Source organism: Paenarthrobacter sp. 22069 (assembly GCF_052046035.1).
GTDB lineage: Bacteria > Actinomycetota > Actinomycetes > Actinomycetales > Micrococcaceae > Arthrobacter.
The window spans coordinates 189,258-213,953 of record NZ_JBQEQF010000005.1 but is presented as its reverse complement, the minus strand read 5'-3'; the positions used below and the strand labels follow the sequence as shown (position 1 = coordinate 213,953).

Genomic DNA, 24,696 nt, shown 5'->3' with positions numbered 1-24,696 from the left:
TTACGGAAGGCCCGGAAGGTGACCGTTGACACAGCTTATCAGCAGCTGGTACAAAAGTGGAACCGGTTCCACTCCGGATAGTTTCCCCACAAAATGCGACAAAGAAGTTGTGCCATCCGGCCCGCCGGAGGTGCTTTCTTTCGCCAGGCACCCCTTAGAGAGATTCCGTGAACCTTCATAAACTCCTCAGCGAACGCGAGCAGCAGTCCCGTCCCATTCGTGTCGGACTGATCGGCGCCGGCCGCTACGGGACCATGTACCTGGCCCAGGCCAACAACATTCCCGGCATTCACGTCGTGGCCATTGCAGACATCAACGTCAAGCGGGCCGAGGGCGCCTTCGACCTGGTGGAATGGCCTAAGGCCCAGGTCGCCCCGGATATCGCCACGGCTTTGCGGGACCGCTCCACCGCCATCGTCGCCAACGCTGACGAGCTGTTCGACGTCGATATTGATGTCATTGTCGAAGCCACCGGCAACCCGATCGTCGGCATTAAGCACGCCCTGAAGGCGATCGAAACCAAGAAGCACATCATCATGGTCACCGTCGAAGCTGATGCCCTCGCCGGCCCGGCGCTGGCCAAGCGGGCCGAAGAAGCAGGCGTGGTCTACTCCATGGCCTACGGGGACCAGCCCGCCCTCATCATGGAACTCGTCGACTGGGCCCGCACCAGCGGCTTTGATGTGGTCTGTGCGGGCAAGGGCGCCAAGTACCTGGAGCACTACCACGAGATGAACCCGGACAACGTCTGGGAAAACTGGGAGTTCTCCAAGGAACTGACCGACTCCGGCCAGCTGAACCCCTACATGCACACCTCGTTCCGGGACGGCACCAAGGCTGCCATCGAAATGGCGGCCGTAGCCAACGGCGCAGGGCTGGCCCCCTCGGATTCCGGCCTGAGCTTCACGCCCGGCAACGTTGAGGAAATTGCGACCATCTGCCGCCCTGCCGCCGTCGGGGGTTCGCTTGCGCACGAAGGAAGCGTCGACGTCATGTCCAGCGTCAACCGTGACGGCAGCTGGATCAGCCACAACACCCAGGAAGGCGTCTTCGTCGTCGTCAAGGCAACCAACGACTACGTCTCCGGCTGCTTCAACGAATACCCCTGGCACCCGGACCCCACCGGCCAGTACGCCGCCCTGTACCGTCCCTACCACTACGTCGGCCTCGAACTGAACATGTCCATTGCCAACGCAGCCCTTCGCGGCATCCCCACCGGCGGACCGGTCGGTTTCTACGGCGATGTGGTCGCCACCGCCAAGAAGGACCTTAAGGCCGGTGAATTCCTCGACGGCGAAGGCGGCTTCACGGTCTGGGGCAAGCTGGTTTCCGCCAGGCACTCGGTCGCCACCGGGGCCCTCCCCGTCGCCCTGGCCCACCATGTGGAGCTTCGTAATGATGTGCCCAAGGGAGCGATCGTTGGCTGGGACGATGTCATCATTGATGACTCCCTGTCCCAGGCGCTGGAACTCCGCCGCGAAACCGAAGCGCTCCTCGCTACCCCCGTCGCTGTCTCCTGAACAGTGCCCCTGGCTCCAAGCCAACCCGCTGCCGTCGGCGGCCAGCCGTGTCTGCCGCGCAGCACCGCATCCTTCCAATGAAGAAAGGCATCGAATGAACCTCAAGACCCGCGCCATCACCGGGGTACTGGCAACCAGCCTGGCTGCGGCCCTGCTGTCCGGTTGTGCAGGAGGAGCCCCGGCCGGCCAGACTGGTCCGGTGGCCAAGATCCAGCTCTCCATCCCGGATCCGCTGACCTCCTCCGTGGGCGTGACTGCCCAGCACTTTGCCGACCAGGTCAAGAAGACCTCCAATGGTTCGGTCCAGGTCACTGTGGTGCCCAACGGCACAAGCTTCAGCGGAGACCAGAATGCCGCCGTGACCCGGCTTCAGGGCGGATCGCTCGACGGGCTCATCCTGTCCACTTCCGTCTACGCCTCGGTGTTGCCGGAGATGAACGGCATCAGCATTCCCTACCTCTTCGCGGACACAAAGGAAGAGGCAAAGTTCCTCGCCGGAGAACCTGGAAAGGTGCTGAAGGACAAGCTGGCCGCAAAGGACACGGTGGCGCTCTCCTTCCTGACCCGGACCGGCCGCGAGATCACCAACTCCGTGCGGCCGATTGAGCAGCCGTCGGACCTGAAGGGGCTGAAGATCCGGGTGCCGGGCAACACCCTGTGGACCGACTTCTTCGGAAAGCTGGGCGCTAGCCCCACCACCATGGCCTTCTCGGAAGTCTTCACCGGCCTGCAGACCGGAACCATTGATGGCCAGGAGAACCCGATTGAGGTTCCCTGGACGAACAAGTTCTCCGAGGTGCAGAAATACGTCTCCATGACCAACCACATCAACGACGCCTGGGTCCTGGCCCTGTCATCGAAGAAGTGGGATTCCCTGACGGATGACCAGAAGAAGGCACTCAACGCCGCTTCCGAGGAAACGGCGACCTTCAAAACCGGTTATGACGACGAACAGTCCAAGAAGCAGCTGGATGAACTGACGGCCAAGGGCATGAAGGCCAACGAGCTCAGCGCATCCGGACTCGCCGAGTTCAAGGCCGCCTCGGAAAGCCTCTATCCGGAGTTCTCCAAGCTCATCGGCAAGGAGTTCTTCGACCAGGCCATCGCCTTCGCCGGCAAGAAGTAGCCGGGACGGGTGGGAGCCCTCCCGGCGGCTCCCACCCGTACCCACGTCCCACTCCCCATCGCAATCCCGCTATCAATGTCGACAGTCTGGAAAATCATGAAACCCACCGTTGCTCCCCAGGACTACGAGGAGGTCCTTCCCCTCGAAGCAGAGGAAATCCTTCATCACGACCATGTGCCAGACCGCTGGAGCGGCGCAGCATGGCTCGACAAGACGCTCGAATGGATTGTGGGAGCAGCGATTCTCGCGGAGCTCGTGGTCATCCTCCTGAACATCAGCGTCCGTGTCATCACCGGCGACTCAGTGCTTTGGGCGCAGGAGGTGTCCGAGATTGCCCTGCTGACCATCGCCTTCATCGGTGGCGCCATCGCCTACCCGAAGGGCGCCCACATGTCCGTCCAGGCGCTCATCATGCGCCTGCCCGCAACCTGGAAGCCGTACCTCGCGGCGCTGGTCGACTGGCTCGTCTTTGTCATGAGCGCCGGCGCGCTGGCCCTGTTCGTACCCACCCTCGTCCAGCAGGTCGAGGAAAAGACGCCCATCCTTCAGCTGCCCGTGTTCTGGGTCAACATGCCCTTCTCGGTGGGCATGGTCCTCATCGCCTGGTTTGCCCTGGTCAAGCTTCGGCGCCAGCCCTGGCGTCCCGCCCTCGTTGGTGCCGGAATCGCGGCTGCCCTCGTCGCCGTCGTCCTGGCCTCCCCGCCGTTGTTCTACTACGCCTCCCCGAACGTCCTGCTCGTGGTGGTCCTCCTGGCCCTGTTTGGCCTGTTGTTCCTGGGACTGCCCATTGCATTTGTCCTGGCCCTCGCCTCCGGAATCTACCTGTACCTCGGCGGCATTTCCGACGTGAGCGCCATCCCCATCGGCATGGCATCCGGGGCCAAGGGGTTCGTCCTGCTGGCCATCCCGTTCTTCATCCTGGCCGGCACTGTCATGAACTCCGCCGGCCTTACCCTGCCGCTGGCCAAGCTCGTCGATGCCCTGATTGGCCATCTCCGCGGCGGCCTGCTGCAGGTCGTGGTGGTTACGATGTACATCTTCTCCGGCATCTCCGGCTCCAAGGTCGCCGATGTCGCAGCGGTCGGTACCACCATGCGCGGCATGCTCGAGGAACGCAAGTACCCGCGGGGCGAAGTGGTCGCGGTGCTGTCGGCGTCGGCCATCATGGGCGAAACCATCCCGCCCAGCATCGTCCTGCTCATCCTGGGCTCCATCACCACCATCTCAACCACCACCCTGTTCCTTGCGGGGTTCCTGCCGGCAGCCTTCCTCGCCCTGGTGGTCATGGCACTGGTGTTCCTGAGGGCGCGCAAGCAGGGCGGTGTGCCAAGCGCCAAGGCCACGTCGCGGGCCCGGGGCTCCGCCACCTTCTTTGCCCTGCCGACGCTTCTGCTGCCCGTGGGCATGGTGGTCGGGATCCTCAGCGGTTTCGCCACCCCCACGGAAGTTTCCTCGGTCGCCGTCGCCTACGCCTTCGTGCTCGCGGCAGCCTACCGCCGCGGCAGCCGGCGCCTTCTGGGCGACACCCTGCGTGAAACAACCACGACGGCGGGCATGGTGCTGTTCATCATCGCGGCAGCGTCGCCCCTGGCCCAGACCCTCGCCCTGGCCGGCGTCTCGCAGCAGATCCACGACCTGATGTCCGGGCTGGGGGACTCACCCATCCTGTTCATGCTCTTCACCGTGCTGCTGCTGGTCATCATGGGCCAGCTCCTCGAAGGCCTGCCTGCGGTGCTCATCTTCGCCCCACTGCTGCTGCCGATCGCCACCGAGTTCGGCGTCAACCCCGTGCAGTACGCCATGGTCCTCATCATCTCCATGGGCATCGGCTCCTTCGCCCCGCCGGCAGGGGTTGGCTTCTACGTGGCCTGCGCCACCGCCCGCGAAACCGTGGAAAACAGCCTCAAACATTTCTGGCCGTACCTGCTGGCAGTGTTCGTCGGCCTCCTCGTCCTCGCCGCTGTGCCCTGGTTCAGCACCTTCCTTCCCGCCCTCGCCGGCCTGATCCCCTTCTAACCCATGACAAACACCAAACCCCTTTCCCCCCTGGATCCCGCTGCGTCCATTTCACTGCTGGGCACCGGCCCCATGGGAGCCCCCATCGCCCGCAACATCATCGACGCCGGGGTGCCCCTGACCCTCTGGAACCGGACCCTCCAGAAGGCTCAAGCCATCGAGGGAGGGACAGTAGCCCCGCGGCCGGCTGATGCCGCAGCGGATGTTGTCCTCACCGTTCTGCCGGACCTGCCCCAGGTCGAAGCACTTCTGGAAGGAGATGACGGCCTACTTGCGGGATGGGCCCGGGCCGGTGTTGTTGAACCTGTCCTGGTCATCCACGGCACCGTGTCAGCCACGGCGGTCGCCGCCTTCGCCAGCCACTGCATGTCCCATTACGGCGTCGTAGTCATCGATGCGCCACTCAGCGGTGGAACCATCGGGGCCGAGCAGGGCCGGCTGAGCATCATGACAGGCGGGCCCCAGAGCGTAGTCCAGTGGCTTACCCCGCTTTTCGAACTCTACGGTTCCACCGTTATGTGGTTCGGGGAGGCAGGGGCCGGGGCGATCGTGAAGGCCTGCAACCAGGTCGTGGTGGCGGCAACGGTCACCGCCCTGTCGGAGTCAATGGCGCTGGCACAGGCCTCGGGCCTGGACCTGGAAAACGTCCAGGCAATCCTGAAAGGTGGGCTCGCCAACTCCGAAGTCCTCCAGCAGAAAGGCGCACGCTGGATCACGGGTGACTTTGACGGTGGCGGTTCGGCCAAGAACCAGCTCAAAGACCTGCGTTTTGTCAGCGAGGCGGCGGCGGACGCCGGACTCTTCCTGCCCGTCGCCACCACCCTTGAAACGGAATTCGAAACTATGGTCACCGAAGGTCTTGGGGACCTCGACCACACCGGCATCTACCTGAGCATCACCAGCAACCGAGTAAAGGAACCGTCATGACCATCGTCGTCACAGCAGTATTCACGCCCAAGGACGGCGCCCGCGACCAGGTTGTCGCAGCCCTCGAGCCCGCCATCGCCGAGGTGCACAAGGAACCCGGCTGCCTCCTGTACGCCATCCACGACGCGCCCAACGGCCAGATCGTGATGATCGAGAAGTGGGAGACGGCAGAGCTGCTCGACGCACACGGCGGCGGGGACGCCGTCAAGCGGCTCAACGCCTCACTCGAAGGACTGCTGGCAGAACCCGTCGAGGTCACCCGCCTGGTCCCCATTCCTGCGGGGACCGCACAGCAGGGCGCCCTGTAATGCCCCAGAGCATCGTGGTCATGGGGGTCTCCGGTGCGGGGAAGTCCTCCGTGGGCCAGGCGCTCGCCGCCCAGCTCGGAACCAGCTTCATCGACGGCGACACCCTGCACCCCGAAGCAAACGTCAGGAAGATGGCCTCAGGCGTTCCCCTCACCGATGACGACCGCTGGCCCTGGCTCCACCTCGTCGGGACAAAGCTGGCCACCAGCTCCCACAGCGGAACCATTGTTGCCTGCTCAGCCTTGAAGCGAAGCTACCGGGATGCCATCCGGACCGCCGCCCCGGACACGACGTTCATCCTGCTGAAAGCCGACAGGCCGGCACTGCAGGACCGGCTCACCCAACGCCCCGGACATTTCATGCCGGCGTCACTGCTCACCTCCCAGCTGGAAACCCTGGAGGAGCTGCAGGACGACGAATCCGGCCTGATGATCCAGTCAACGGGAGGTATCGAGACCACCGTGGAAAGGATCCGGAAACTGTTGGAGCACGCGGCAGCGGACTGAATCCGCCGTGCTGGAAGGTACGACGACGGCGCCGGGTGAGTTCCGCCGTCGTTATTTCCCGCGGGGCTGCTTTCCTCCGGGACAGTCAGGCTGTGGCCGACGGTGTGAGGGAGTCCTGCCGCTGGGTGACGCGCTGGATGAACTCGACCGTTTCGCGTTCGGTTTCGGCGCGGGTGGTGGGTTCGTTGTGCACCTCGTGCCGGACGCCCGGGAAGACGCGGGTGCGGACGTCAGCGTGGCCCGAATCGGCGAGGCGGTTGGCCACGTGGTAGGCCCCTTCGCCGTAGTTGGTCACGGGGTCCTGGTCGCCGGCGAGGATCAGCACTGGGAGGTCCGCGGGGAGCTGTTTGTACCAGTCGTCGGAGTTGACCTGGTCGTAGAGGTCAACGAAGCCCTGCAGGAAGCGGGCACTCAGCGGTGCGCCGAAGTTGTTGAACGGATCCCGCCCGTGGTCGGCCACCACGTCGGCGTCCAGCGCCACCCAGGCGGTGGGGCCGGCACCTTCGCCGAAGCGGCCCAGGAAACCGTCGAACAACTGGCCCACCAGTTCCTCGGGCGCGGGTTCCGCGGCGCGCTCGCCGGAGGCAAGCCGGGCCAGTTCGGGCCGGTTGACCCTCTTCTCGATGCCGCGCATCTGGGCGGCGATTCCGCAGAGAACCAGGCCGGACAGCTGCGTCCGCGGGTCCACGGCCAGGCCGCGGGCAATCATGGATCCCCAGCTGTGGCCGAACACGACGTAGGGAAGCGAGGGGAGGGCATCCCGGGCCTTGGCCTGGAGGGTGACCTCATCGGCAACCACCACGCTCGCAGCGTCCTCGCCGGCGTCGCCCCAGGTGCCCTGCTGCATCGCCGTGCGCCCGTGGCCGGAATGGTCGCCTGCCACCACGATGAACCCCGCGTCCACCAAGGTGGAAATGAGGTGCAAGTAGCGGCGGGAGTGCTCCCCGAGCCCATGGATCAGCTGCACGATTGCCTTGGGCTGGCCGATCGGTTCGTAGACCCACGCCTGGATGGTGTCCCGGCCGTTGGCGGACGTGAACTCGATTTCCTGCAGAGACATGTATTCCTCCCGTGGCGGCGCCTTCGCCTGCCCGTGGTGAGCCTAACCCCCGGATGGACGATGCCGTCAAGGTTGTCTTTGCATGCGGCGCTGGGCCGTGGGAAATGTTGGTTCATCCTCTGTCTTAGCGCCTAGTCTGAACACCAGCCACGTCCCCGGATCCTGGAGGAAGCCATGCCGCAGCCCGACCGTCCTTTGCGCAAGCTTGGCTTCCTCACGATTGGGCTCTTCGATCCTGCTGATCCAGCGGCGGGACATGAATCGACCCTGCAGATCATCGAACTGGGCGAGCGGCTGGGCTTCGACAGTGCCTGGCTGCGCCACCGGCACCTGCAGTTCGGCATCTCTTCGCCGGTTGCAGTGATGGCGGCCGCGAGTCAGCGGACGTCCCGGATTGAGCTGGGTACTGCGGTGACGCCGCTGGGCTGGGAGAACCCGCTGCGGCTGGCGGAAGACCTGGCAACTGTGGACTTGTTGGCCGGAGGGCGAATCAATCCCGGCGTGAGCGTGGGGGAGCCGATGCAGTACGCCACGGTGAAGCATGAGCTTTACCCGGATACGGCGGACGTGGAGGACTTCAGCTACGCCCGGGTGGAGCGGTTTGCGCGGCTGGTGGCCGGGGAGCCGGTGCGGGAGTTCTCCGGCAAGCAGGGCGTGGTGGAGGAGTTCTCCAACCGGGTGGAGCCGCATTCGCCCGGGCTGCGGGAGCGGCTCTGGTACGGGGCGGGCAGCACGAAGTCAGCGGTGTGGGCCGGTTCGAATGGCTTCAACCTGCTGTCCAGCAGCGTGATCTTCCCGGACAAGGACCAGGATCCGGACTTCGCCCTGGTCCAGCAGTCGCAGATCCGGGCGTTCCGGGAGGCGGCATCTGCCGCGGGGCATGCCGGGGCGCGGGTGTCGCAGGGTCTGGTGGTGATTCCGACCGACTCGGCATCGGCGGCTCAGCGTGAGAAGTACCAGCGGTACGTGGACGAACGCACTCCGCGAACCGCTGCTCCGCAGGGGCCGCGGGGCATGATGTTCGCGGCTGATCTGATCGGTACGAGTGCGGAGATCGGCGAGCAGCTGTACGCCCATGCCGGCTTCCAGGAGGTGGAAGAGGTGGCTTTCGCCCTGCCCTTCAGCTTTGATCACGAGGACTATGTCCAGATCCTGACGGACATTGCGGACAAGTTGGGGCCTGCTTTGGGCTGGGCTCCGGGTCGAGACGACCAGCCGGCGTCGTAAGAACTCACGCCAGGGTTGTGGGCTGTTGAGCGCCGACTCTCTTGGGACCCTTCAAAGGTCCAACCTGTCAGATTGGACCTTAAGACTGTTGGGCGTATCCGTCCGCAAAGTGCCGAACAGGCCCTACCCTGACACGTAACACACCCCAACCTGACGTCGGGTTGGGGTGTAACCTCCGTACCGTAGCGGGTTGCAGGCCCATTGCAGGCTCGGGTAACAGGTCCATCGGTGGTTTGTCCCCTCAATGGACCAGGTTTGGCCGCATGGTGATAGGCATCTGCTGGTGAGACCTGACTCTGAGGTACGCGGCAGCCCTGGCGAAGCGGGCCTAGCTAGCCGAACTCAACATCAAAACCCGCAAAGATCAGCGCCTCTCGGATAAATTCTTGTAGCTGCTCGGACTCATGTACCTTCGCAGCCGCCTTCGCAGCCGAGCTACCCCGGAAATAGATGGCTATGCTCATAGGGGGAGCAAGCATTTCTGAATCAATCTCATACTGACGGCCTCGAAAGCTCACAGATAGACCCACGCGAGCGATACGAAGTTCGCCGTCTACAGACGAGACTACATTTGGTCCTCTTGCTTCAAAGTCGGTACTCATTTTGGCCCCCAAACAGTGTGGTATGTGATGTTTACTCCATTATCCCGCAAGATGGGGTACTCGATATTTGCCCAAACACTCCTCAGCCGGACACCGTTTCCGTTCAGAAATACGTGGGCATCTCCACATGCTTGTTTTGCGAAGTCACTCGAAGCAGCATTCCATAAGGGCTCCGCTTCTCCCCACGACATGCCGGCCGTTTGAGCTTCAAGAGCCTGACCCTGACCGGTCATTTCCAGTGTGGTACCACCGGTTCCCCTTGCGTACTGCTCCGCCGCTGCCTTAGCAGCACCGCCCCCGGACCAAAAGACTCTCGCCTCGGCCGCCGCGTCAGCTGCTTCTGCCGCACCAGCTGCGGCATCGACTGCGAGCTCGGCACCGGCAATGGCGGCGTCGGCGGCTATAAGCCCAGGAGTGGCGAGCCCACCGGTGGCGGCGATGATGGCCACATTCGCGACAAGTAAGGTGACATTCAGGGCGATCTCCCTCGTTTGCCGGTCCCAGGAGAAGGGGTTCCACCAGTCGAGTCCGGTGGGGTCGATGTTGTTGACGGGGTTGTTGCCGGCGTAGGCGTACCACTGCAGCGTTTTTTGGTAGGCGGGGTCGCGGCTTGTGAACTGGGCGGTGGCGGGGTCGTAGTAGCGGGCTCGGAGGTAGGTGAAGCCGGTTTCTGTGTCGTTGTAGCCGTGGGTGTATTGCAGTGGGGTGCTGGCGGTGCCTGTGTGGCCGGTGGTTTTGCCGTAGGCGTCGTAGGTGTACGTGCCTGCGATGCTCCCGGAGCTGTCGGTGAGAGCCCTAGTCGACCCGATTTGATCGGCGAAGAAGTAGAGGACTTGAGTTCCTGCAACTTGCTCGATGGGGATCCCGCCGGGGCCGTAGATCAGGGTGTTGGTTCCGTCGGAGAGCAGGTTCGGTGTTGCGGCGTCGTCCCAGGTGAACGCGTTGGTGGTGGTGCCGACGGTTTTGCTGGTGCGTAGTCCGCTGCTGTTGTAGGCGTAGGTGGTGTTGCTGGTGCCGGTCACGGCCTTGGTGAGTTCGTCGGCCCCGTTGTAGGTGTAGGCGCTGGATGCGCCTGTGGCGGGGGTGGTGGCGGTGCGGTTGCCGTCGGAGTCGTAGGCGTAGCCAGTAGTTCCGGCGGGCTTTGTTCCGCAGGTGGGGTTGGTGATGGTGGTGGTGGCGCTCCAGCAGAGTTGGTTGGCTGGATCGAACGCCTGGGTGCCGTTGCGCAGCGTGGTGGTGTTGTTGGCTGCGTCGTAGCCGTTGGTGGTTGTGGTCCCGCCGGAGGTGACGGTGGTCAGTTCATTGGTTGTGGTGTAGGCGTAGGTTTCGGCCTGGCCGGGGATCCCGGTGGGGGTCTGTCCGGTGATCTGTTCGGTGTTGTCCCGGGTGTAGGCGAGGTTGGCGAGTGTCGTCGAGGCTTTGGTGAGGGCCGAGCTGGTCAGTCCTCCGGCGTTGTCGACGGTGTTGGTGACTGTTGTGCCGTTGGGGTAGGCCAGGGTTGCGACTTGGCCGTTGGCGTTGTAGCCGACGGTGGTGGTGTTGCCTGTGAAGTCGGTGACCTTGGAAAGGCGTTCAGCGTCGTCATAGGTCCTGGCCACGGGTGTGGTGCGACCGGGGTAGGAGATGCTGGTTGTGTTCCCGGATGCGTCATAGGCGTAGCCGATGGTCGTGCCGGCGCCATTGGTGTGGCTGGTGAGTTCGCCGAACTCGTCGTAGGCCCAGGTGCTGGTCCCGCTGCCGTCAGTGACGCTGGTGCGGCGCCCGTTCTGGTCAAAGGCGACAGCGGTAATTCCGGGTGTCCCGTCGGAGTAGGCCAGGGATGCCAATCGGCCGGCGCTGTCGTAGGTGTTGGTAGCTGTGATGTTTTTCGGTGTGGTGGTCTTGGTGGTCAGACCGGCCGGGTCGTAGGTAGTCGTGGTCGTGTGATTGTCCGCGTCGGTGACCGTGGTCTGGCGGTCCTGGTTGTCGTACCCGTAGGTGGTTTTTTTGGCCAGCCCATCGGTGGTTGAGGCAACCTTCCCGGTGGGGGTGTAGGCGGTGCTGGTGACCGTGTTGTCAGCGGCCTTGGATGACACGGCTTGGTCGGCGGCGTCATAAGTAATCGTGGTCGTGTGGTTGTTCGCGTCAGTGGTGGAGGTCTTGTTTCCGTCGGCGTCGAACACGGCTGTGCTCTTGTGTCCAAGCGGGTCAGTGACGGTTGTTGTGTTGCCCCAGGCGTCGTGCCCGTAGGTGCTGCATCCCGTCGCCGGTGGGGTACAGGTGGCAAGGATCCCTGCGGCAGTTCCTGTCGGGGCGACTGTGCTGGTCAGCCATCCGGTGGCCGTGTTGTACCCCATGAGGGTTTTGTTGCCCAGCGGGTTCGTAATCGAGGTTACGTCTCCGTAAGAGTCGTAGGCGCTGGTGGTGGTTTTTCCGCGCGGGTCCGTGGTGGAAGTCCGCAGGCCCGGGTGGGCCGCGTCTGCATAGGCGTAACTGGTGGTACGAACGCTCGGACTTGGGTCCGCCGCGACCGTTGAGTTGCCCAGTGCAGCCGACGTCTCGCTTACCGCCACCGAGGTGGGGGCGCCGGCCGTGGAGTACGTGGTGGCCGTCCGCAGTCCTGTCGGTGAGATGGAGAGGGTCTGGTGGCCGGCGTTGTCGTACTGGTAGCTGGTGGTGTTTCCGGCCGTGTCGGACGCGGAGATCTGATTCCCGTGGTCGTCGTAGGCGTAGGTCTTCGTGTGTCCGCCGGGGTCGACGGCGGTTGAGACGCCGAGGGTGACGGGGTCGTAGGTGTAGGTCCAGGTGCCGGCATCGGCGGTGCCGGCTCCCTTGGTTTCGGAGGTGAGCAGTCCGTTGACGTCGTAGCTGTCGATGGTTTTGTGGCCTGCGGGATCGGTGACCAGGGTTTGGCCCTGGACGAGGTTCGCGCCGGCGTTGGGACCGTAGGTGAAGGTTGTGACCCTACCGAGGGGGTCCGTCTGGGAGGTTACGCGTTCGGAGGTGTCGTAGACCATGGATGTCACCGGGGTGGGTGTCCCGGTTTTTCCGTAGTTGGCCGGGGTCCGCATGGAGGTCATGAGGTGCGTGGAGGCGTAACCGAATTGGGCGTGATCGGCGTCGTTCTTTGTTCCACCGCTTCGTGTGGTGCCGACTCCGTATACATCTGTCAGGTTTGAGTTGGCGTCGTAGACGTAGTCGATCTGCCGGTTGGCGGTGTCTTTGACGCTGGTGATGTGGGTGCCGGTCCACGTGAAGGTGTACGTGCGTCCGGAGGGGTCTGTGACCGTGGACAGGTGGCCGGACCCGTCGTACGCCAACGTCGTTGCATAGGGCAGGGTTGCTTTGGTGCCGGCAAGGTCAGTTTCGCTGCTCAGCCTTCCGGTGGCAGTGTCGAAGGTGAAGATCGACGTTCCGCGGCGGGTGTACGTGTAGGTCGTGCCGGACTTGGTCAGGGTCGCGTCAAACCGTGGCGCGGTTGCAGTGTAAACCCCGTTGGAGAGGGTGAACGCGACTTTTGAGGCGTCTTCTTGAGTGATGGTTACTTTGCCGGTGGTGGCGTCGGTGGCGGCGGTGAGACCGTAGTTGTAGGTCCACCCCCAACCGAAGGGTCCATTGGCGGCGGAGGCTCCGTTGGGTCCGGCGGGGTCGGCTATAGCAGATGCATAGGAACGGGTCACGTTCAGGGGTGAGCCCAGCCCGGGGGTGGCGAGGTCAGTCAGGCTCTCACCGAAGTAGCCGGTTTGGGTGCTGACGGGGTCACCGGCGGTGCGCTGCACGCAGCCGCAGTTAACGAAGGCCGGGTTGGATCCCTTGGGAGCATCCTGCACTCCTGACGGTCCTCCGATGGGGGTGCCGGGGGTTCCGCCCATGGGGATGAACGCGACAGCGTCGTACGCGACGTCGTACGCTCCGGGGGTCATGCTGCTGCTGTTGTCGAGGGTGACGTTGCCGCCGTTTTGCATGGCGAAGGTGCCGATGGTGGCCCATTGTTCGGAGCCCCAGTCCTGGTTGACACGGATTTTCCAGGGGGCGACGCCGCCGCCGGGGTTGATGTTGTACACCACGTCGGTGGCTGTGGCCCCTGTGGCGGGGAAGTGGATTTTGATTTTGTAGTACTGCAACGAGGGCAGGTTCGGGGTCCACACGCCGGTGTTGATGACCTGGGGTTCGTTGGCAGGCTGTGTGTGGTCGAACAGGATCCGGCCGCCGAGGCCGACCCCGAGCTGGTGGGTGTCGATTTGACCCACGGTGACGCCGTTGGTGTCTTTTCCGTAGTTCATCGTGAAGGTGCCGTTGCTGGACCAGTTCAGACCGGAACAGCCGACCCTGTTGAGCGGTGGTGAGGTCTCATCGTCGACGATGATGGGTGCTCCGCCTGGGCCTGAGGGGACGGTTCCGTCGAGGTTGCAGGTTGGGGGGTGGGGGTCGGCGTAGGTGGGTTCGGTTGACCCGGCCCCGTATTCGTATGCCGATGTTGTGCAGGCGGTTGCACAGGTTGCCACCCAGGTGACCGGTTTGTGCCACCAGCATTCGTAGTCGGCCAGGGTGCAGTATGCCCCGCTGGCGTCGGCCGGGTTGCAGTTGTTGCTGCTGTCGCACATGGCATTGATGCCCGGGATCTGGGGCCAGTTCGTGCCGTGGTAGTCCGGTGTGGAGTAGCCGTAGTAGCCGTACCGGATCAAGGGGCTGGCCATCCAGCCCATGACACGTTCCTGGTAGGGCCAGTCCGCCGGGTGCGCAGCGTCGGCGTACGTAGTTTTCAGGTACGGGGAGCGGTTGGGCGGGTACGAGGGGTTGCGCGGGTTGTTCGCCCAACCCAGACCCCAGGTTCCGTCGGGTCCGGTGCAGGTCGGGCCCGGTGTGCAACCGGTCGTGTTCCCGAACGCGGCGGTGGGCTGGATGCCGCTGTTGTAGCCCCAGAGCGCGAAGTACCAGTTTTCAAGCTTGGACGGGTCGGCGTTGTTGGCCGTGATCCCGGATTCGTACAACTGGTTCCACGTGTCTTCCAGGATTTGCAGGCCGGCGGAGATGTTCTCCTGGTAGTCGTTGGCGATCTTCATCTCCCCGTGGTAGGAGATGTTGGTGTCTGCGGTGTGCATGCCGTTGGTGACCTGGGCGACGCCGTAGCCGCAGTCAGCGTTCGGGTAGTCGATCTGGTCGATCGTGCCGGCGGCACCGTAGTAGTCGGAGATCAGCGGGTCGGCCGGGATACCGGGAAGTGCGTGCCAGGATGCCTGGTTGAAATTTGATTCCTGGGCCAGGATGCCCAGCATGACCGAACGCGGCACCGTGGTCTGTGTGCTGCCGGCGGGATGGTCCAACGGGATCGGGGAAAAGTCATCACTGGGCGAATAGCTGACCAGGCCCATGTTCGCGAAATTTGCCGGTCGTGCGTACTGCGAGCCGGACAGGAGGCCCTGTTCGGCCATCTGGACAGCCCAGTTTACTTGGGCATTGGAGGGCTGCATGACCTGCATCGCCGGATCCAGGCGTCCTATGGCGCAGGTGGGAGTGTCTGTGCTGCTCGCCAGTTGGATGGTGGGGCCCGTAGTGGTGGAGGAGGCGTTCTTGATGCTGAAGCTGGAATCGAGCTGGACCGAGTTTTTGACCGTGGGTTTCCCCGCTACCGAATGGTCAGATGCGGACTCTTTCGGTGCGCGTGTGTTCCGTTCAGACGCTGCTGTGCGCTGCCCGGCCACGCCGGCAGGGACGAAGGATGAGACGTCGGTGGTTATTTTTCCGTCGGTGGTATCGAGGGAACGATCAATGACTTTTCCGGTCCCGGAGATGACGGCTTCCCCGGCAGTGATTGCCGCGGCCTGTGCCTGGTCCGCCTGCTGGTCCTGCTTATTGGCACCGGGTCGGGCCGGTTGCTTTGAAGCAAAAATTGCATCGCCGTCCAGGGATGCTCCGGTGGCTGTACCGCTCAAGTGTGAGGAGTCGACGCTTTTCAGAGCCGAGGAATTAGGCGCCTTCTCCAGGCCGGTAATCGTGTTTTTTCCGTCGCGTCCAGCGAACAAGGCGACTTTGTCGACCGGCCCCTGCCCAAGAGTTGTGGTCTTCTTACCGTCGAAATGCAGCGCTTCGGTGCGCGAGCTGTCGGCGACAACGTTCAGCAGGTCGACGCCGCCGTCACCAGTGGTGCGCAAACTGAACGGCGAACCCTTCAGCGTGGCGAGCTCGGCGGGCTTTGCCGGGGCGGTGTCCGTGCCATTATCTGGAACGGAAACAAGCATGGATCCCAGAACCCCTATGATTCCGCCCGGGGTTGGCACGGCAGAGGTAACCTGCCCGGCCACGGTCGTTGAATGCGCTACTTTTCCTGCGGCAAGGTCAACCGATACGAGCCCGGTCGTCTGCTCCTGGGCGCCCAATGAGAGCGAAAAAACCGCTGTGTCTCCAGTCCCGCATCCGGGGGAGTAGTACTTCAGGCCGACACCGCTCACGACAGGCGTCACCTTGCCTGTCGCGACCTCGATGGAATATCCGTACGCTCCACGGTCCCGGGCCGCGGCAAGATTCACGGAGGCACCAGCCAGCACGGCGACTGCTGCGAACTTTCCATCACCCGATAAGCACTGATAGCCAGTCCACGATCCAGCGTCCACATTTTGTGGCTTGATAATCGCAAGGGATTTCCAAGCAAACCCGCCGGATTCCTTACCGATCTGCAGATGGTAGCCGGACGAGTCACCAAAGCCAGTGATCGCTACATCGGAGGACGACGCTGCCTGAGGACCGAAATCCTCCTCAGGCGAGGCAACTGGGTGAACCACTGCAGGATCCAGGCCGGAAGCGGCAGTCTCGGCGGGAACCCCGGCTACCGCAGGAGGAGTGCTGACCAACGGCCCCAGCACCGCACCCGAAAGGACCATTCCCAGGACAGCAAGAGTGCGGGGCATGCGTGACAAAGATATGTTCATGACGGGGCTTTCAGCAGTAACGACGGCGAGGCGAAACGAAGCCGGAAAACCGGCCGCAACGTGTTTGCTGCTTGGTTACCGTGAGTGGAATCTCAGCCCTCACCGTCGCCGAGGGGGCGGCACGACTCACCTGACAGCACTCACCGATCAACGAAGAGACGAGATCCCCTGTCGTGGCGACACCAATTAGCCCAAATCCCCTCAGCGACCGGTTGCATGCCGGTGCACTCGTGGAAGCATCCACTCGCAGAAGAAATCATACATAACACCAAACTGTCAAGGACAGATCAGTTTATGATCAAGACCGAGACAATTATGAACGGTTGCTTGACACAACTAACAAAGCCTGAGACTCTCGGTCGGAGTCTCGCACGTCCAGTGAACCCGCTCGGCATAGGGGTTTTGTGCTGCATTTAGGCCGGAGTCAATTTGGCGGCTTCGACCGAACAGTTGGACTCAAAGGTCGTTGTTGTATCGCCAGCCGAACTACAACCGGGCTCCCGGTTTTGGCCTCCAAAGGCGAAAGTTCACCTAAAGTTAGCGTTGCAATTTGCCACTGCCGAACGAGCATCTTTAAGGACGTCTCGACGCGCAACGCCTATTTGTTCATTTTAATGGGGATGCGACTAATAGCTGAACTCTGCGCTAGTTCCACAATTAAAATAAAAATGGCTTCATTCTCGGAATTCGACATAAGAAAGGCAATGCAATGCCCAAACTTTCACTCAAGCGCACCGCCTCAATCGCGGCAACATTACTCCTCGGATCGGTCGGCTCCCTTGGGATGCTGGCGGCCACTCCGCAGCCTGCACAAGCCGCCTCGTGCTCTTACGATACGTGCTTCAATCAGGACCCGCAGTCAACCGATTGCTCGCGAGATGCCTACACCGCCGGCGGCACTTATGGGCAAATTGAAGTGAGGTACTCGCCCACTTGCCATGCCACGTGGTTCAGGGACGCGCAATTCGGCGGCTTCAGTTTCGCTCAATCGCTACATCAGACCTCTTATACCGTCTTTATGGAACCTCTCTACAGCTGGTATATTCCTTACCCTCAGTGGAGCGGAAGTTGGACGGCTATGCTCCCCGTACCAGACAACGGATATACGCAGTACCAAGTAAATGGCTATTGGTCCTCTGTTTTTGATATGCGTGAGGGAGCATAGGCTCGCAGGAATTCGCGTCGCGTTTCGAGGGGAAAAGATTCCCCGCTGCAGGCTATGGAAGGGTCCAATGTGACCTCTTTCCGTGCCTGTAGCCGGGGCGGACGCTACTGGATCGAAGATCAGAATGCGATGCCGCCCATGGCTGCTGCCACCTTCAGGAGCCTCAAGAAAGAAGCGACTGATAGCGCGACGAGCTGGCCAGACCAAAACGTAAGAACATGAAGGGCGGCACCGGAGTTGGTGCCGCCCTTTAACGTCAGGATTCGCTATACGAGACTGCTAAACGGTCTTCCGTTCCAGTCGCCAACCACGGACGGGTAGCCCGGGAATAAAGTCCCACTCAGCCTTGCAAGAATCACCAGGTGGCCCACCTGGCATGCTCCTGAAAGCCAGGCGTGTTGTCATGATCCTCGATAACGCTGCCCTTGCCGCAGGGGCAGTAGTACGCGTACTGCGCTGCGTCCCCCGGGCCGGCACCCCAGGCGATATAACGGGCGTTGGACGGTAGGACCCGATGGCTAATCTGGGGCTATCCGGCATGTTTTCCAAAGCGGGACGTTGTTGCTAATCGGAAGAGGTAATCATGGGGCCGCGAAACTTGCTGAGAAGGCGTCAGACGCCAGCTACGGTTATGCCGGCCCCTGCCGCTACGTCCACTCTCCGTGACTGTGAATCGCTGACGTCCGAACAGCGAGCTGATCTGCAGGCTGCCAGGGTCGAGCTACGGCAGGCTATGGAGGATTCCCACGTAACCTCGTTCCGTGCCTGCAGCCGGGACGGCCGCCCCTGGCTTGAGGATCCGGATGCAATGCGGGCCATGGCCGCCATTTTCAGGAGCATCAAAGAGGACACAAATGGTAGCGGGACGAGCCAGACGTAAGAACAGCTCTTAGCTGGCGTCTGGAACGTCGGCGTGGAAGACAAGGTCTTCCAAGAACTACTCATCGACCCGTTATTTGAGGCTCCTGCCAGCCCCTTCTGACGCTAGCTTTACATAACATAGGTTATCGGCCCTGTTAGGCGTTTCGACGTCCGGGAACGTGTACCGTCCAGATCAGATCCGTTTCGCACGCTTCTCGAGCCGGGAGCGCGACAGGCTCCAAGGAATATCAGCCAAGCCCCAGCTCAACTTCAGCCTCTACTACCGTGACCTGATCCGGTGGTCGCATGGGAACTAGCTTCCAGTCAGCCTTGTTGGCCAGTACCCGTACCAGGGATGCCCCTCTTGATGCAGAAGGTCGAGTACCGGGTACTCGTGCCCTTCAACCCGCAATAACTTGTACTGGTATCTGTTCCCACGCCTCGGGGGGCAGCGACTCAACTTGAAGGAGAACAGTTAGTATGAGCCCTCGTGATTCACAAGGCCCCGAGCACGTGTACGAACCGAGGCAGTACGAAGCTGGAGGGCGTTTGAGGCCACGTCCATGGCCTGTTGGCCCCAGCGGGAGCTACGGGAAAGTGGACTTTGATGACAGCGAGGGAAAGGCGGTCCTCACCGTCTACGTGCAGCGCGCCACTGAAGAAGGCTATGTACTGCATGTTGAACACCTGGCCGCGCCGCTACGGGTGGATGGGACGCTCCTTCGCTTGAACCCGACACCTCACGTAGATAGGGATGCTGCAGACTTCCGCCGGATCACCGCTGCACGTGCGGCGGCCGAGAAGGCCGCGGCCGAGCTGGACGCCGCCGTCAGCGCCGCCCGCGCGAACGGAGACTCCTGGGAGGTTATCGGTGCAGCCCTCGGCATGTCCGCCCGGACTGCGCGGGAGCGGTTCGAACACAAATCAAGGCGAGGGCGAAATGGGCTGTTGACAAGGTGATGCGGGCGCGCGGCGTGGCCCCTGGTTAACGCCACGCTCCCAGTCAGAACCGTCGTTCCTTGGCGCCTCCAACCACCCGCCGTCCAAGTTCATGGGAACGTAGTACATAGAAATACGAAGCAATGTTCGGGCGGCCACCCGTAACCTGTTTAAATGCCTCGTTTCGCCCTTGATATAGAATCCGTGCCCCGCCCTGCCCGCGCGCAGGAACTCCTGGACGCCGTGAACCACCGGGTGGTCATTGCCGACGGCGCCATGGGCACCATGCTCCAGGGCCGCGACCTCCAGCTGGACACCGACTTCCAGAACCTTGAGGGCTGCAACGAGATCCTCAATGACACCCGTCCGGACGTCATCGCCGACATCCACGACGCGTACTTCGCCACCGGCATCGACGCCGTGGAAACCAACACCTTCGGCGCCAACTGGTCCAACCTCTCCGACTACGGCATCGACGACCGCATCGAGGAACTCGCCCTCAAGGGCGCCAAAATCGCCCGCGAACGCGCCGAAGCCGCGGAAGAATTAGACGGCCGCATGCGCTGGGTCCTCGGCTCCATGGGGCCCGGCACCAAGCTCCCCAGCCTGGGCCACACCAGCTACGACTGGCTCAAGCAGACCTTCGCCCTGCAGGCAGAGGGCCTCATCGACGGGGGCGCCGACGCATTCCTCATCGAAACCAGCCAGGACCTCCTACAAACCAAGGCCGCCGTCAACGGCTGCAAGCAGGCCATCGTCGCCAAGGGCGTCCGCCTCCCCATCTTCGTCGAGGTGACGGTCGAAACCACCGGCACCATGCTCATGGGGTCCGAAATCGGTGCCGCCCTGACCGCGCTCGAACCGCTCGGCGTCGACGCCATCGGCCTGAACTGCGCCACCGGACCGGACGAGATGAGCGAGCACCTCCGCCACCTCTCCAAGCAGTCCTCCGTCGCCATCGCCTGCATGCCCAACGCCGGCCTGCCCGTCCTGGGCGCCAACGGCGCGCACTACCCGCTCTCACCCGCCGAACTCGCCACCGCGCACGAACAGTTCGTCCGCGAATTCGGCCTGGGCCTGGTGGGCGGCTGCTGCGGTACGACGCCGGAACACATGGCCGCCGTCGTCGAACGTCTTGCGCCCTTCCGCACCAAAGCCGCGGTCACCAACAGCGGAAAGCCGGCACGAATCCCCGAAGAGCGCGAAGCCGGTGTCGCCTCCCTCTACCAGCACGTGAACTTCGACCAGGAGTCCGCCTACCTGGCCATCGGTGAGCGCACCAACGCCAACGGCTCCAAGGCCTTCCGCCAGGCCATGCTCGAAGAGCGCTGGGACGACTGCGTGGACATCGCCCGCGAGCAGATCCGCGTCGGCGCCCACCTCCTGGACGTCTGCATCGACTACGTGGGCCGAGACGGCGTGGCCGACATCAAGGAGGTAGTGAGCCGCTTCGCGTCCGCCTCCACCCTGCCGCTGGTCATCGACTCCACCGAACCGCCCGTCCTGCGGGCAGGCCTGGAACTCATCGGCGGCCGCCCCGTGGTCAACTCCGTCAACTACGAGGACGGCGACGGCCCGGACAGCCGCTTCGCCCGCATCATGCCGCTGGTCAAGGAACACGGCACCGCCGTCATCGCCCTGACCATCGACGAACAGGGCCAGGCCCGCACCACCGAAGGCAAGGTGGCCATCGCCTCCCGCCTCGTCGACGCCCTGGTGGGCGAATGGGGCATGCGCGTCGAGGACATCATCGTCGACTGCCTCACCTTCCCCGTGGCCACCGGCCAGGAGGAGACGCGCCGGGACGGCATCGAGACCATCGAAGCCATCCGCCAGATCACCACGAAATACCCGGGCATCAACACTACCCTCGGCGTCTCCAACGTCTCCTTCGGCCTGAACCCGGCAGCCCGCATCGTGCTGAACTCCGTGTTCCTGCACGAGGCCGTCCAGGCCGGCCTGACCAGCGGCATCATCGACGCCGCCAAGATCGTCCCGCTCGCCTCCCTTCCGGAGGACCAGCGCAAGGTGGCCCTTGACCTCGTCTGGGACCGCCGCGAATACGACGCCGACGGCAACACCACTTACGACCCCCTGGCCAGCATGCTGGACATGTTCGCCGGCGTCGACACCGCTGCGCTCAAGGACCAGCGCGCCGCCGAACTCGCCGCGCTGCCCACCGGCGCACGCCTTGAACGCCGCATCATCGACGGCGAAGGCAAGGGCCTCGAAGAGGACCTGGACCTGGCCCGCAGCGAGGGCATGACCCCGCTCGGCATCATCAACGACCACCTCCTCGAGGGCATGAAGGTGGTGGGCGAACGCTTCGGCGCCGGCGAAATGCAGCTGCCGTTCGTCCTGCAGTCCGCCGAGGTCATGAAGAACGCGGTAGCCCTCCTCGAGCCGCATATGGAGAAGTCGGACTCCTCCGGCAAGGGCACCATGGTGATCGCCACCGTCCGCGGCGACGTGCACGACATCGGCAAGAACCTGGTGGACATCATCCTCACCAACAACGGCTACAAAGTGGTCAATATCGGCATCAAGCAGGGCATCGCCGAGATCATCGCCGCCGCCGAGGAGCACAATGCCGACGTGATCGGCATGTCCGGGCTCCTGGTGAAGTCCACCGTGGTGATGAAGGAAAACCTCGCCGAACTGCAGTCCCGCGGCCTGGCGAAGAAGTGGCCCGTCATCCTGGGCGGCGCAGCCCTGACCCGCGCGTACGTGGAGCAGGACCTCGCCGAGCAGTTCGACGGCGTGGTCCGCTACGCCAAGGACGCGTTCGAGGGCCTCTCCCTCATGGAACCCCTGGTCCGCGTGGCCCGCGGTGAATCGCCGGACGACGTCGGCCTGCCGCCGCTGAAGAAGCGCATCCACAGGGGCGGCGCGAAGTTCACGGTGACCGAGCCCGAAGCCATGCCCGGCCGCTCCGACGTCACCGCCGACAATCCCGTACCGGTGCCGCCGTTCTGGGGCACCCGCATCGTCCGCGGCGTCTCGCTCCACGACTACTCCGCGTTCCTCGACGAGCGCGCCACCTTCATGGGGCAGTGGGGCCTCAAGCCCGGCCGCGGCGAGGACGGCGCCTCCTACGAGGAACTCGTGGAACGCGAAGGCCGGCCGCGCCTGCGGTACTGGCTGGACCGCATCCTGGGCGAGGGCATGCTGGACGCCTCCGTCGCCTACGGCTACTTCCCCGTGGTTTCCGAAGGGGAACAAATGGTGGTGCTGCACCACGGCGAGGATCCCGACGCCGTCCTGGGCCAGGCGGGCCTGCTCGCCCCCGACGGTGGTTCCGGCGGCCCGATCGGCACCGACCGCCTGCGGTTCGACTTCCCCCGCCAGCGCCGCGACCGGCACCTGTGCCTCGCCGACTTCGTGAAGTCCCGCGAGTCCGGCCAGATCGACGTGCTCCCGGTGCAGCTGGTCACCGCCGGCTCCAAGATCGAAGAGTTCACCTCCAAGATGTTCGCCGCCAACCAGTACCGCGATTACTACGAACTCAACGGCCTGGTCATGCAGCTCACCGAGGCGCTCGCCGAGTTCTGGCACGCCCGCATCCGCAAGGAGCTCGGCTTCGCCGCCGAGGAGCCCAAGGACACCGCAGGGTACTTCAAGCTCGACTACCGCGGCGCCCGGTTCTCGCTGGGCTACCCCGCCTGCCCGGACATGGAGGACCGCCGCAAGGTCACGGAACTCCTGAAACCCGAGCGCATGGGCGTGGTCCTGAGCGACGAGCTGATGCTGCACCCCGAACAGTCCACCGATGCGTTCGTGTTCCACCACCCGGAGGCGAAGTACTTCAAGGTCTGATTTCGGCAGCGGCCTCCGGCGGAGGACGTCACCCCGGGGCCGTGCCAGGCAGCGAGGCCAGCTGGGTCAACGAACCGTCGCGGCCCAGGCTGAGGATGAGGTCCAGGGCCAGCCGTCCTAGGAACGCGTCATCGTGACTGACCACAATCACGGCGCCCCGATACGCAGCGAGTGACTCCACCAACTGGTCAACGCTGCGGATGTCCAGGTTGTTGGTCGGTTCGTCGAGGATCAGCACCTGCGCCGGCGGGTCCGCGAACAGAAGCCTGGCCAGGGAAACCCGGAACCGCTCACCGCCGGAGAGTGTCCGCACAGGCCGGTTCACGCTGTCCCCGCGCAGGAGGAACCGTGCCAGCCGGTTCCGAATATCACCGGATGGCACCTCCGGAGCGGCGTCCTGGACGTTTTCGAGCGTGGTGGCATCTTCCCTGAGCCCATCGAGGCGCTGCCGTAGGTACCCCGCCCGATCGGTCAGCAGGCTGCCGCCGGCTTCACCCCTGGAGCACGGCAGGCTGCCCACCAACCGCTCCAGGAGCGTGGTCTTGCCGGCACCGTTCGGTCCGATGATCGCCACCTTCTCGGGGCCCTGCACCACAAAGGAGCGGTTGGTGCCCCGCAGTTCCGCTATCCGCCGGCTGCGCGGAACTTCCGGGTCCGGGAGGTTCAGCGATATCCGTTCGTCCTCCCGCACCTTGGCGGCGGCCGTGTCCAGGGCTTCCTTGGCCGCCTGTACTTTGGTGTCCATGCCTGAACGCATCTTCCCGGCCGACACCTGCGCGTCGGAGGCCCGCCGGTTCATCAGGATCTTGGATCCCTTTTTGCTGTCGTAACTTTTCTGGCCCGTCCTGGCCCGTTGGGCGAGCTTCGATTCCGCCTCCTGCTGTTGGCGCTTTTCCTTCTTTACCAGTTGCCCGGCAGCCCGCGTTGCCTGGACGGCCGCGGCTTGCTGCTCCTCCAGGTAGGCGTGCCATTCGCTGTAGGGTCCGCCGAACACCGTAAGTCCTCCCGCGTAGAGTTCCGCGGTGCTGTCCATCAGTTCCAGGAGTGCCAGGTCGTGGCTGACCACTACCAGGCTTCCCGGCCAGTCAGCGAGCAGGTGCCCGAGTGCCGAGCGGGCTCCGCGGTCCAGGTTGTTCGCCGGCTCGTCCAGCAGCGTGATGGGCGTTCGCTGGACCCGCAGACCGGAAATGGCAGCCAGCATGGCTTCCCCGCCGGACAGCTCGCCGACCCGCCGGTCCAGACCGATGCCACTAAGCCCGATCTCCCGCAGTGCCTCATCAGCACGGGTCTCGATGTCCCAGTCGTCGCCCAGCACATCAAAATGCTCCACCGCTGCGTCGCCGGATTCGATGGCCCGGAGGGCGGAGACTTTGTCCTTGATGCCGAGCAGCTCCATCATGGTGGCTCCGTGGTGCAGCGTCAGGGTCTGCGGAAGGTAGCCGACGTCGCCTTCGGTGATGATGCTGCCGCCCGTTGGGGTGAGCGTTCCCGCCACGAGACGGAGCAGGGTGGACTTGCCGGAACCATTGGTTCCCACCAAGCCGGTTTTGCCCGGCCCAAAAGTGCCGGAAATCCCGGCCAGCGCCGGTGAGCCGTCCGGCCACCGGAAGTGCACGTCCGTCAGGACGATGGATGGATTCTTTGCTGTAGGCATGGTGCTCCAGGAGAAAATGTTGTGCGGCCGGAGCCGCGGTTCGCCAACGTCAGGTCTGTACCGC

The 24,696-nt window shown here is 63.6% G+C and carries 14 protein-coding genes; 10 read left to right on the top strand and 4 right to left on the bottom strand.

What is annotated here, in order from left to right:
* Positions 1-167: 167 nt before the first annotated feature.
* The 6 genes from ACTJK0_RS06005 (at position 168) to ACTJK0_RS05980 (ending at position 6,403) form a co-directional block, all read left to right on the top strand.
* Positions 168-1,520: an NAD(P)H-dependent oxidoreductase gene (locus ACTJK0_RS06005; protein ID WP_440744605.1), complete on the top strand. Its 1,353-nt coding sequence runs from the start codon at positions 168-170 to the stop codon at positions 1,518-1,520.
* Positions 1,521-1,614: 94 nt separating this feature from the next.
* Complete coding sequence (locus ACTJK0_RS06000) at positions 1,615-2,646, top strand: DctP family TRAP transporter solute-binding subunit (protein WP_440744604.1); 1,032 nt, start codon at positions 1,615-1,617, stop codon at positions 2,644-2,646.
* 96 nt (positions 2,647-2,742) lie between these two features.
* Positions 2,743-4,662, top strand: a complete 1,920-nt coding sequence (locus ACTJK0_RS05995) for a TRAP transporter large permease (RefSeq protein ID WP_440744603.1) — start codon at positions 2,743-2,745, stop codon at positions 4,660-4,662.
* Positions 4,663-4,665: 3 nt separating this feature from the next.
* On the top strand, positions 4,666-5,589 hold the full coding sequence (locus ACTJK0_RS05990; protein ID WP_440744602.1) for an NAD(P)-dependent oxidoreductase: 924 nt from the start codon (positions 4,666-4,668) through the stop codon (positions 5,587-5,589).
* Positions 5,586-5,897, top strand: a complete 312-nt coding sequence (locus ACTJK0_RS05985) for a putative quinol monooxygenase (RefSeq protein WP_440744601.1) — start codon at positions 5,586-5,588, stop codon at positions 5,895-5,897. The genes ACTJK0_RS05990 and ACTJK0_RS05985 overlap by 4 nt, the downstream gene beginning before the upstream one ends.
* On the top strand, positions 5,897-6,403 hold the full coding sequence (locus ACTJK0_RS05980; RefSeq protein ID WP_110545410.1) for a gluconokinase: 507 nt from the start codon (positions 5,897-5,899) through the stop codon (positions 6,401-6,403). The genes ACTJK0_RS05985 and ACTJK0_RS05980 overlap by 1 nt, the downstream gene beginning before the upstream one ends.
* A gap of 85 nt (positions 6,404-6,488) precedes the next feature.
* Here the strand turns inward: ACTJK0_RS05980 and ACTJK0_RS05975 are convergent, their stop codons facing one another.
* On the bottom strand, positions 6,489-7,463 hold the full coding sequence (locus ACTJK0_RS05975; RefSeq protein WP_440744600.1) for an alpha/beta fold hydrolase: 975 nt from the start codon (positions 7,461-7,463) through the stop codon (positions 6,489-6,491).
* 174 nt (positions 7,464-7,637) lie between these two features.
* On the opposite strand from ACTJK0_RS05975, the gene ACTJK0_RS05970 reads away from it, so the two are divergent.
* Complete coding sequence (locus ACTJK0_RS05970; protein ID WP_440744599.1) at positions 7,638-8,690, top strand: LLM class flavin-dependent oxidoreductase; 1,053 nt, start codon at positions 7,638-7,640, stop codon at positions 8,688-8,690.
* A 332-nt stretch (positions 8,691-9,022) separates the two neighbouring features.
* Here the strand turns inward: ACTJK0_RS05970 and ACTJK0_RS05965 are convergent, their stop codons facing one another.
* Both ACTJK0_RS05965 and ACTJK0_RS05960 read right to left on the bottom strand, forming a co-directional pair.
* A complete protein-coding gene (locus tag ACTJK0_RS05965; RefSeq protein WP_440744598.1) occupies positions 9,023-9,292 on the bottom strand; it encodes a hypothetical protein in 270 nt (89 codons plus the stop codon).
* Positions 9,289-16,176, bottom strand: coding sequence for an RHS repeat-associated core domain-containing protein (locus tag ACTJK0_RS05960; RefSeq protein WP_440744597.1), 6,888 nt, complete (start codon positions 16,174-16,176; stop codon positions 9,289-9,291). Before ACTJK0_RS05960 ends, ACTJK0_RS05965 begins: the two co-directional genes overlap by 4 nt.
* Before the next feature lie 730 nt (positions 16,177-16,906).
* On the opposite strand from ACTJK0_RS05960, the gene ACTJK0_RS05955 reads away from it, so the two are divergent.
* From ACTJK0_RS05955 to metH, 3 genes are all read left to right on the top strand, one after another.
* On the top strand, positions 16,907-17,362 hold the full coding sequence (locus ACTJK0_RS05955) for a DUF2690 domain-containing protein (RefSeq protein ID WP_440744596.1): 456 nt from the start codon (positions 16,907-16,909) through the stop codon (positions 17,360-17,362).
* 1,458 nt (positions 17,363-18,820) lie between these two features.
* Positions 18,821-19,183, top strand: coding sequence for a hypothetical protein (locus ACTJK0_RS05950; protein ID WP_440744595.1), 363 nt, complete (start codon positions 18,821-18,823; stop codon positions 19,181-19,183).
* Between the two features lie 153 nt (positions 19,184-19,336).
* A complete protein-coding gene (gene metH / locus ACTJK0_RS05945; RefSeq protein WP_440744594.1) occupies positions 19,337-22,978 on the top strand; it encodes a methionine synthase in 3,642 nt (1,213 codons plus the stop codon).
* A 28-nt stretch (positions 22,979-23,006) separates the two neighbouring features.
* On the opposite strand, the gene ACTJK0_RS05940 is transcribed toward metH, so the two are convergent.
* Positions 23,007-24,632 (bottom strand): ABC-F family ATP-binding cassette domain-containing protein, encoded by a 1,626-nt coding sequence (locus tag ACTJK0_RS05940; RefSeq protein ID WP_440744593.1) that lies wholly within the window; start codon positions 24,630-24,632, stop codon positions 23,007-23,009.
* Positions 24,633-24,696 lie beyond the last annotated feature (64 nt).

What these genes read in the sequence shown, in the direction of transcription:
- ACTJK0_RS06000 (WP_440744604.1), top strand. Translation starts at nt 1,615, where the DNA reads ATGAACCTCAAGACCCGCGCCATCACCGGGGTACTGGCAACCAGCCTG.
- ACTJK0_RS05995 (WP_440744603.1), top strand. Translation starts at nt 2,743, where the DNA reads ATGAAACCCACCGTTGCTCCCCAGGACTACGAGGAGGTCCTTCCCCTC.
- ACTJK0_RS05990 (WP_440744602.1), top strand. Translation starts at nt 4,666, where the DNA reads ATGACAAACACCAAACCCCTTTCCCCCCTGGATCCCGCTGCGTCCATT.
- ACTJK0_RS05985 (WP_440744601.1), top strand. Translation starts at nt 5,586, where the DNA reads ATGACCATCGTCGTCACAGCAGTATTCACGCCCAAGGACGGCGCCCGC.
- ACTJK0_RS05980 (WP_110545410.1), top strand. Translation starts at nt 5,897, where the DNA reads ATGCCCCAGAGCATCGTGGTCATGGGGGTCTCCGGTGCGGGGAAGTCC.
- ACTJK0_RS05975 (WP_440744600.1), bottom strand. Translation starts at nt 7,463, where the DNA reads ATGTCTCTGCAGGAAATCGAGTTCACGTCCGCCAACGGCCGGGACACC.
- ACTJK0_RS05970 (WP_440744599.1), top strand. Translation starts at nt 7,638, where the DNA reads ATGCCGCAGCCCGACCGTCCTTTGCGCAAGCTTGGCTTCCTCACGATT.
- ACTJK0_RS05965 (WP_440744598.1), bottom strand. Translation starts at nt 9,292, where the DNA reads ATGAGTACCGACTTTGAAGCAAGAGGACCAAATGTAGTCTCGTCTGTA.
- ACTJK0_RS05960 (WP_440744597.1), bottom strand. Translation starts at nt 16,176, where the DNA reads ATGCCCCGCACTCTTGCTGTCCTGGGAATGGTCCTTTCGGGTGCGGTG.
- ACTJK0_RS05955 (WP_440744596.1), top strand. Translation starts at nt 16,907, where the DNA reads ATGCCCAAACTTTCACTCAAGCGCACCGCCTCAATCGCGGCAACATTA.
- metH (WP_440744594.1), top strand. Translation starts at nt 19,337, where the DNA reads ATGCCTCGTTTCGCCCTTGATATAGAATCCGTGCCCCGCCCTGCCCGC.
- ACTJK0_RS05940 (WP_440744593.1), bottom strand. Translation starts at nt 24,632, where the DNA reads ATGCCTACAGCAAAGAATCCATCCATCGTCCTGACGGACGTGCACTTC.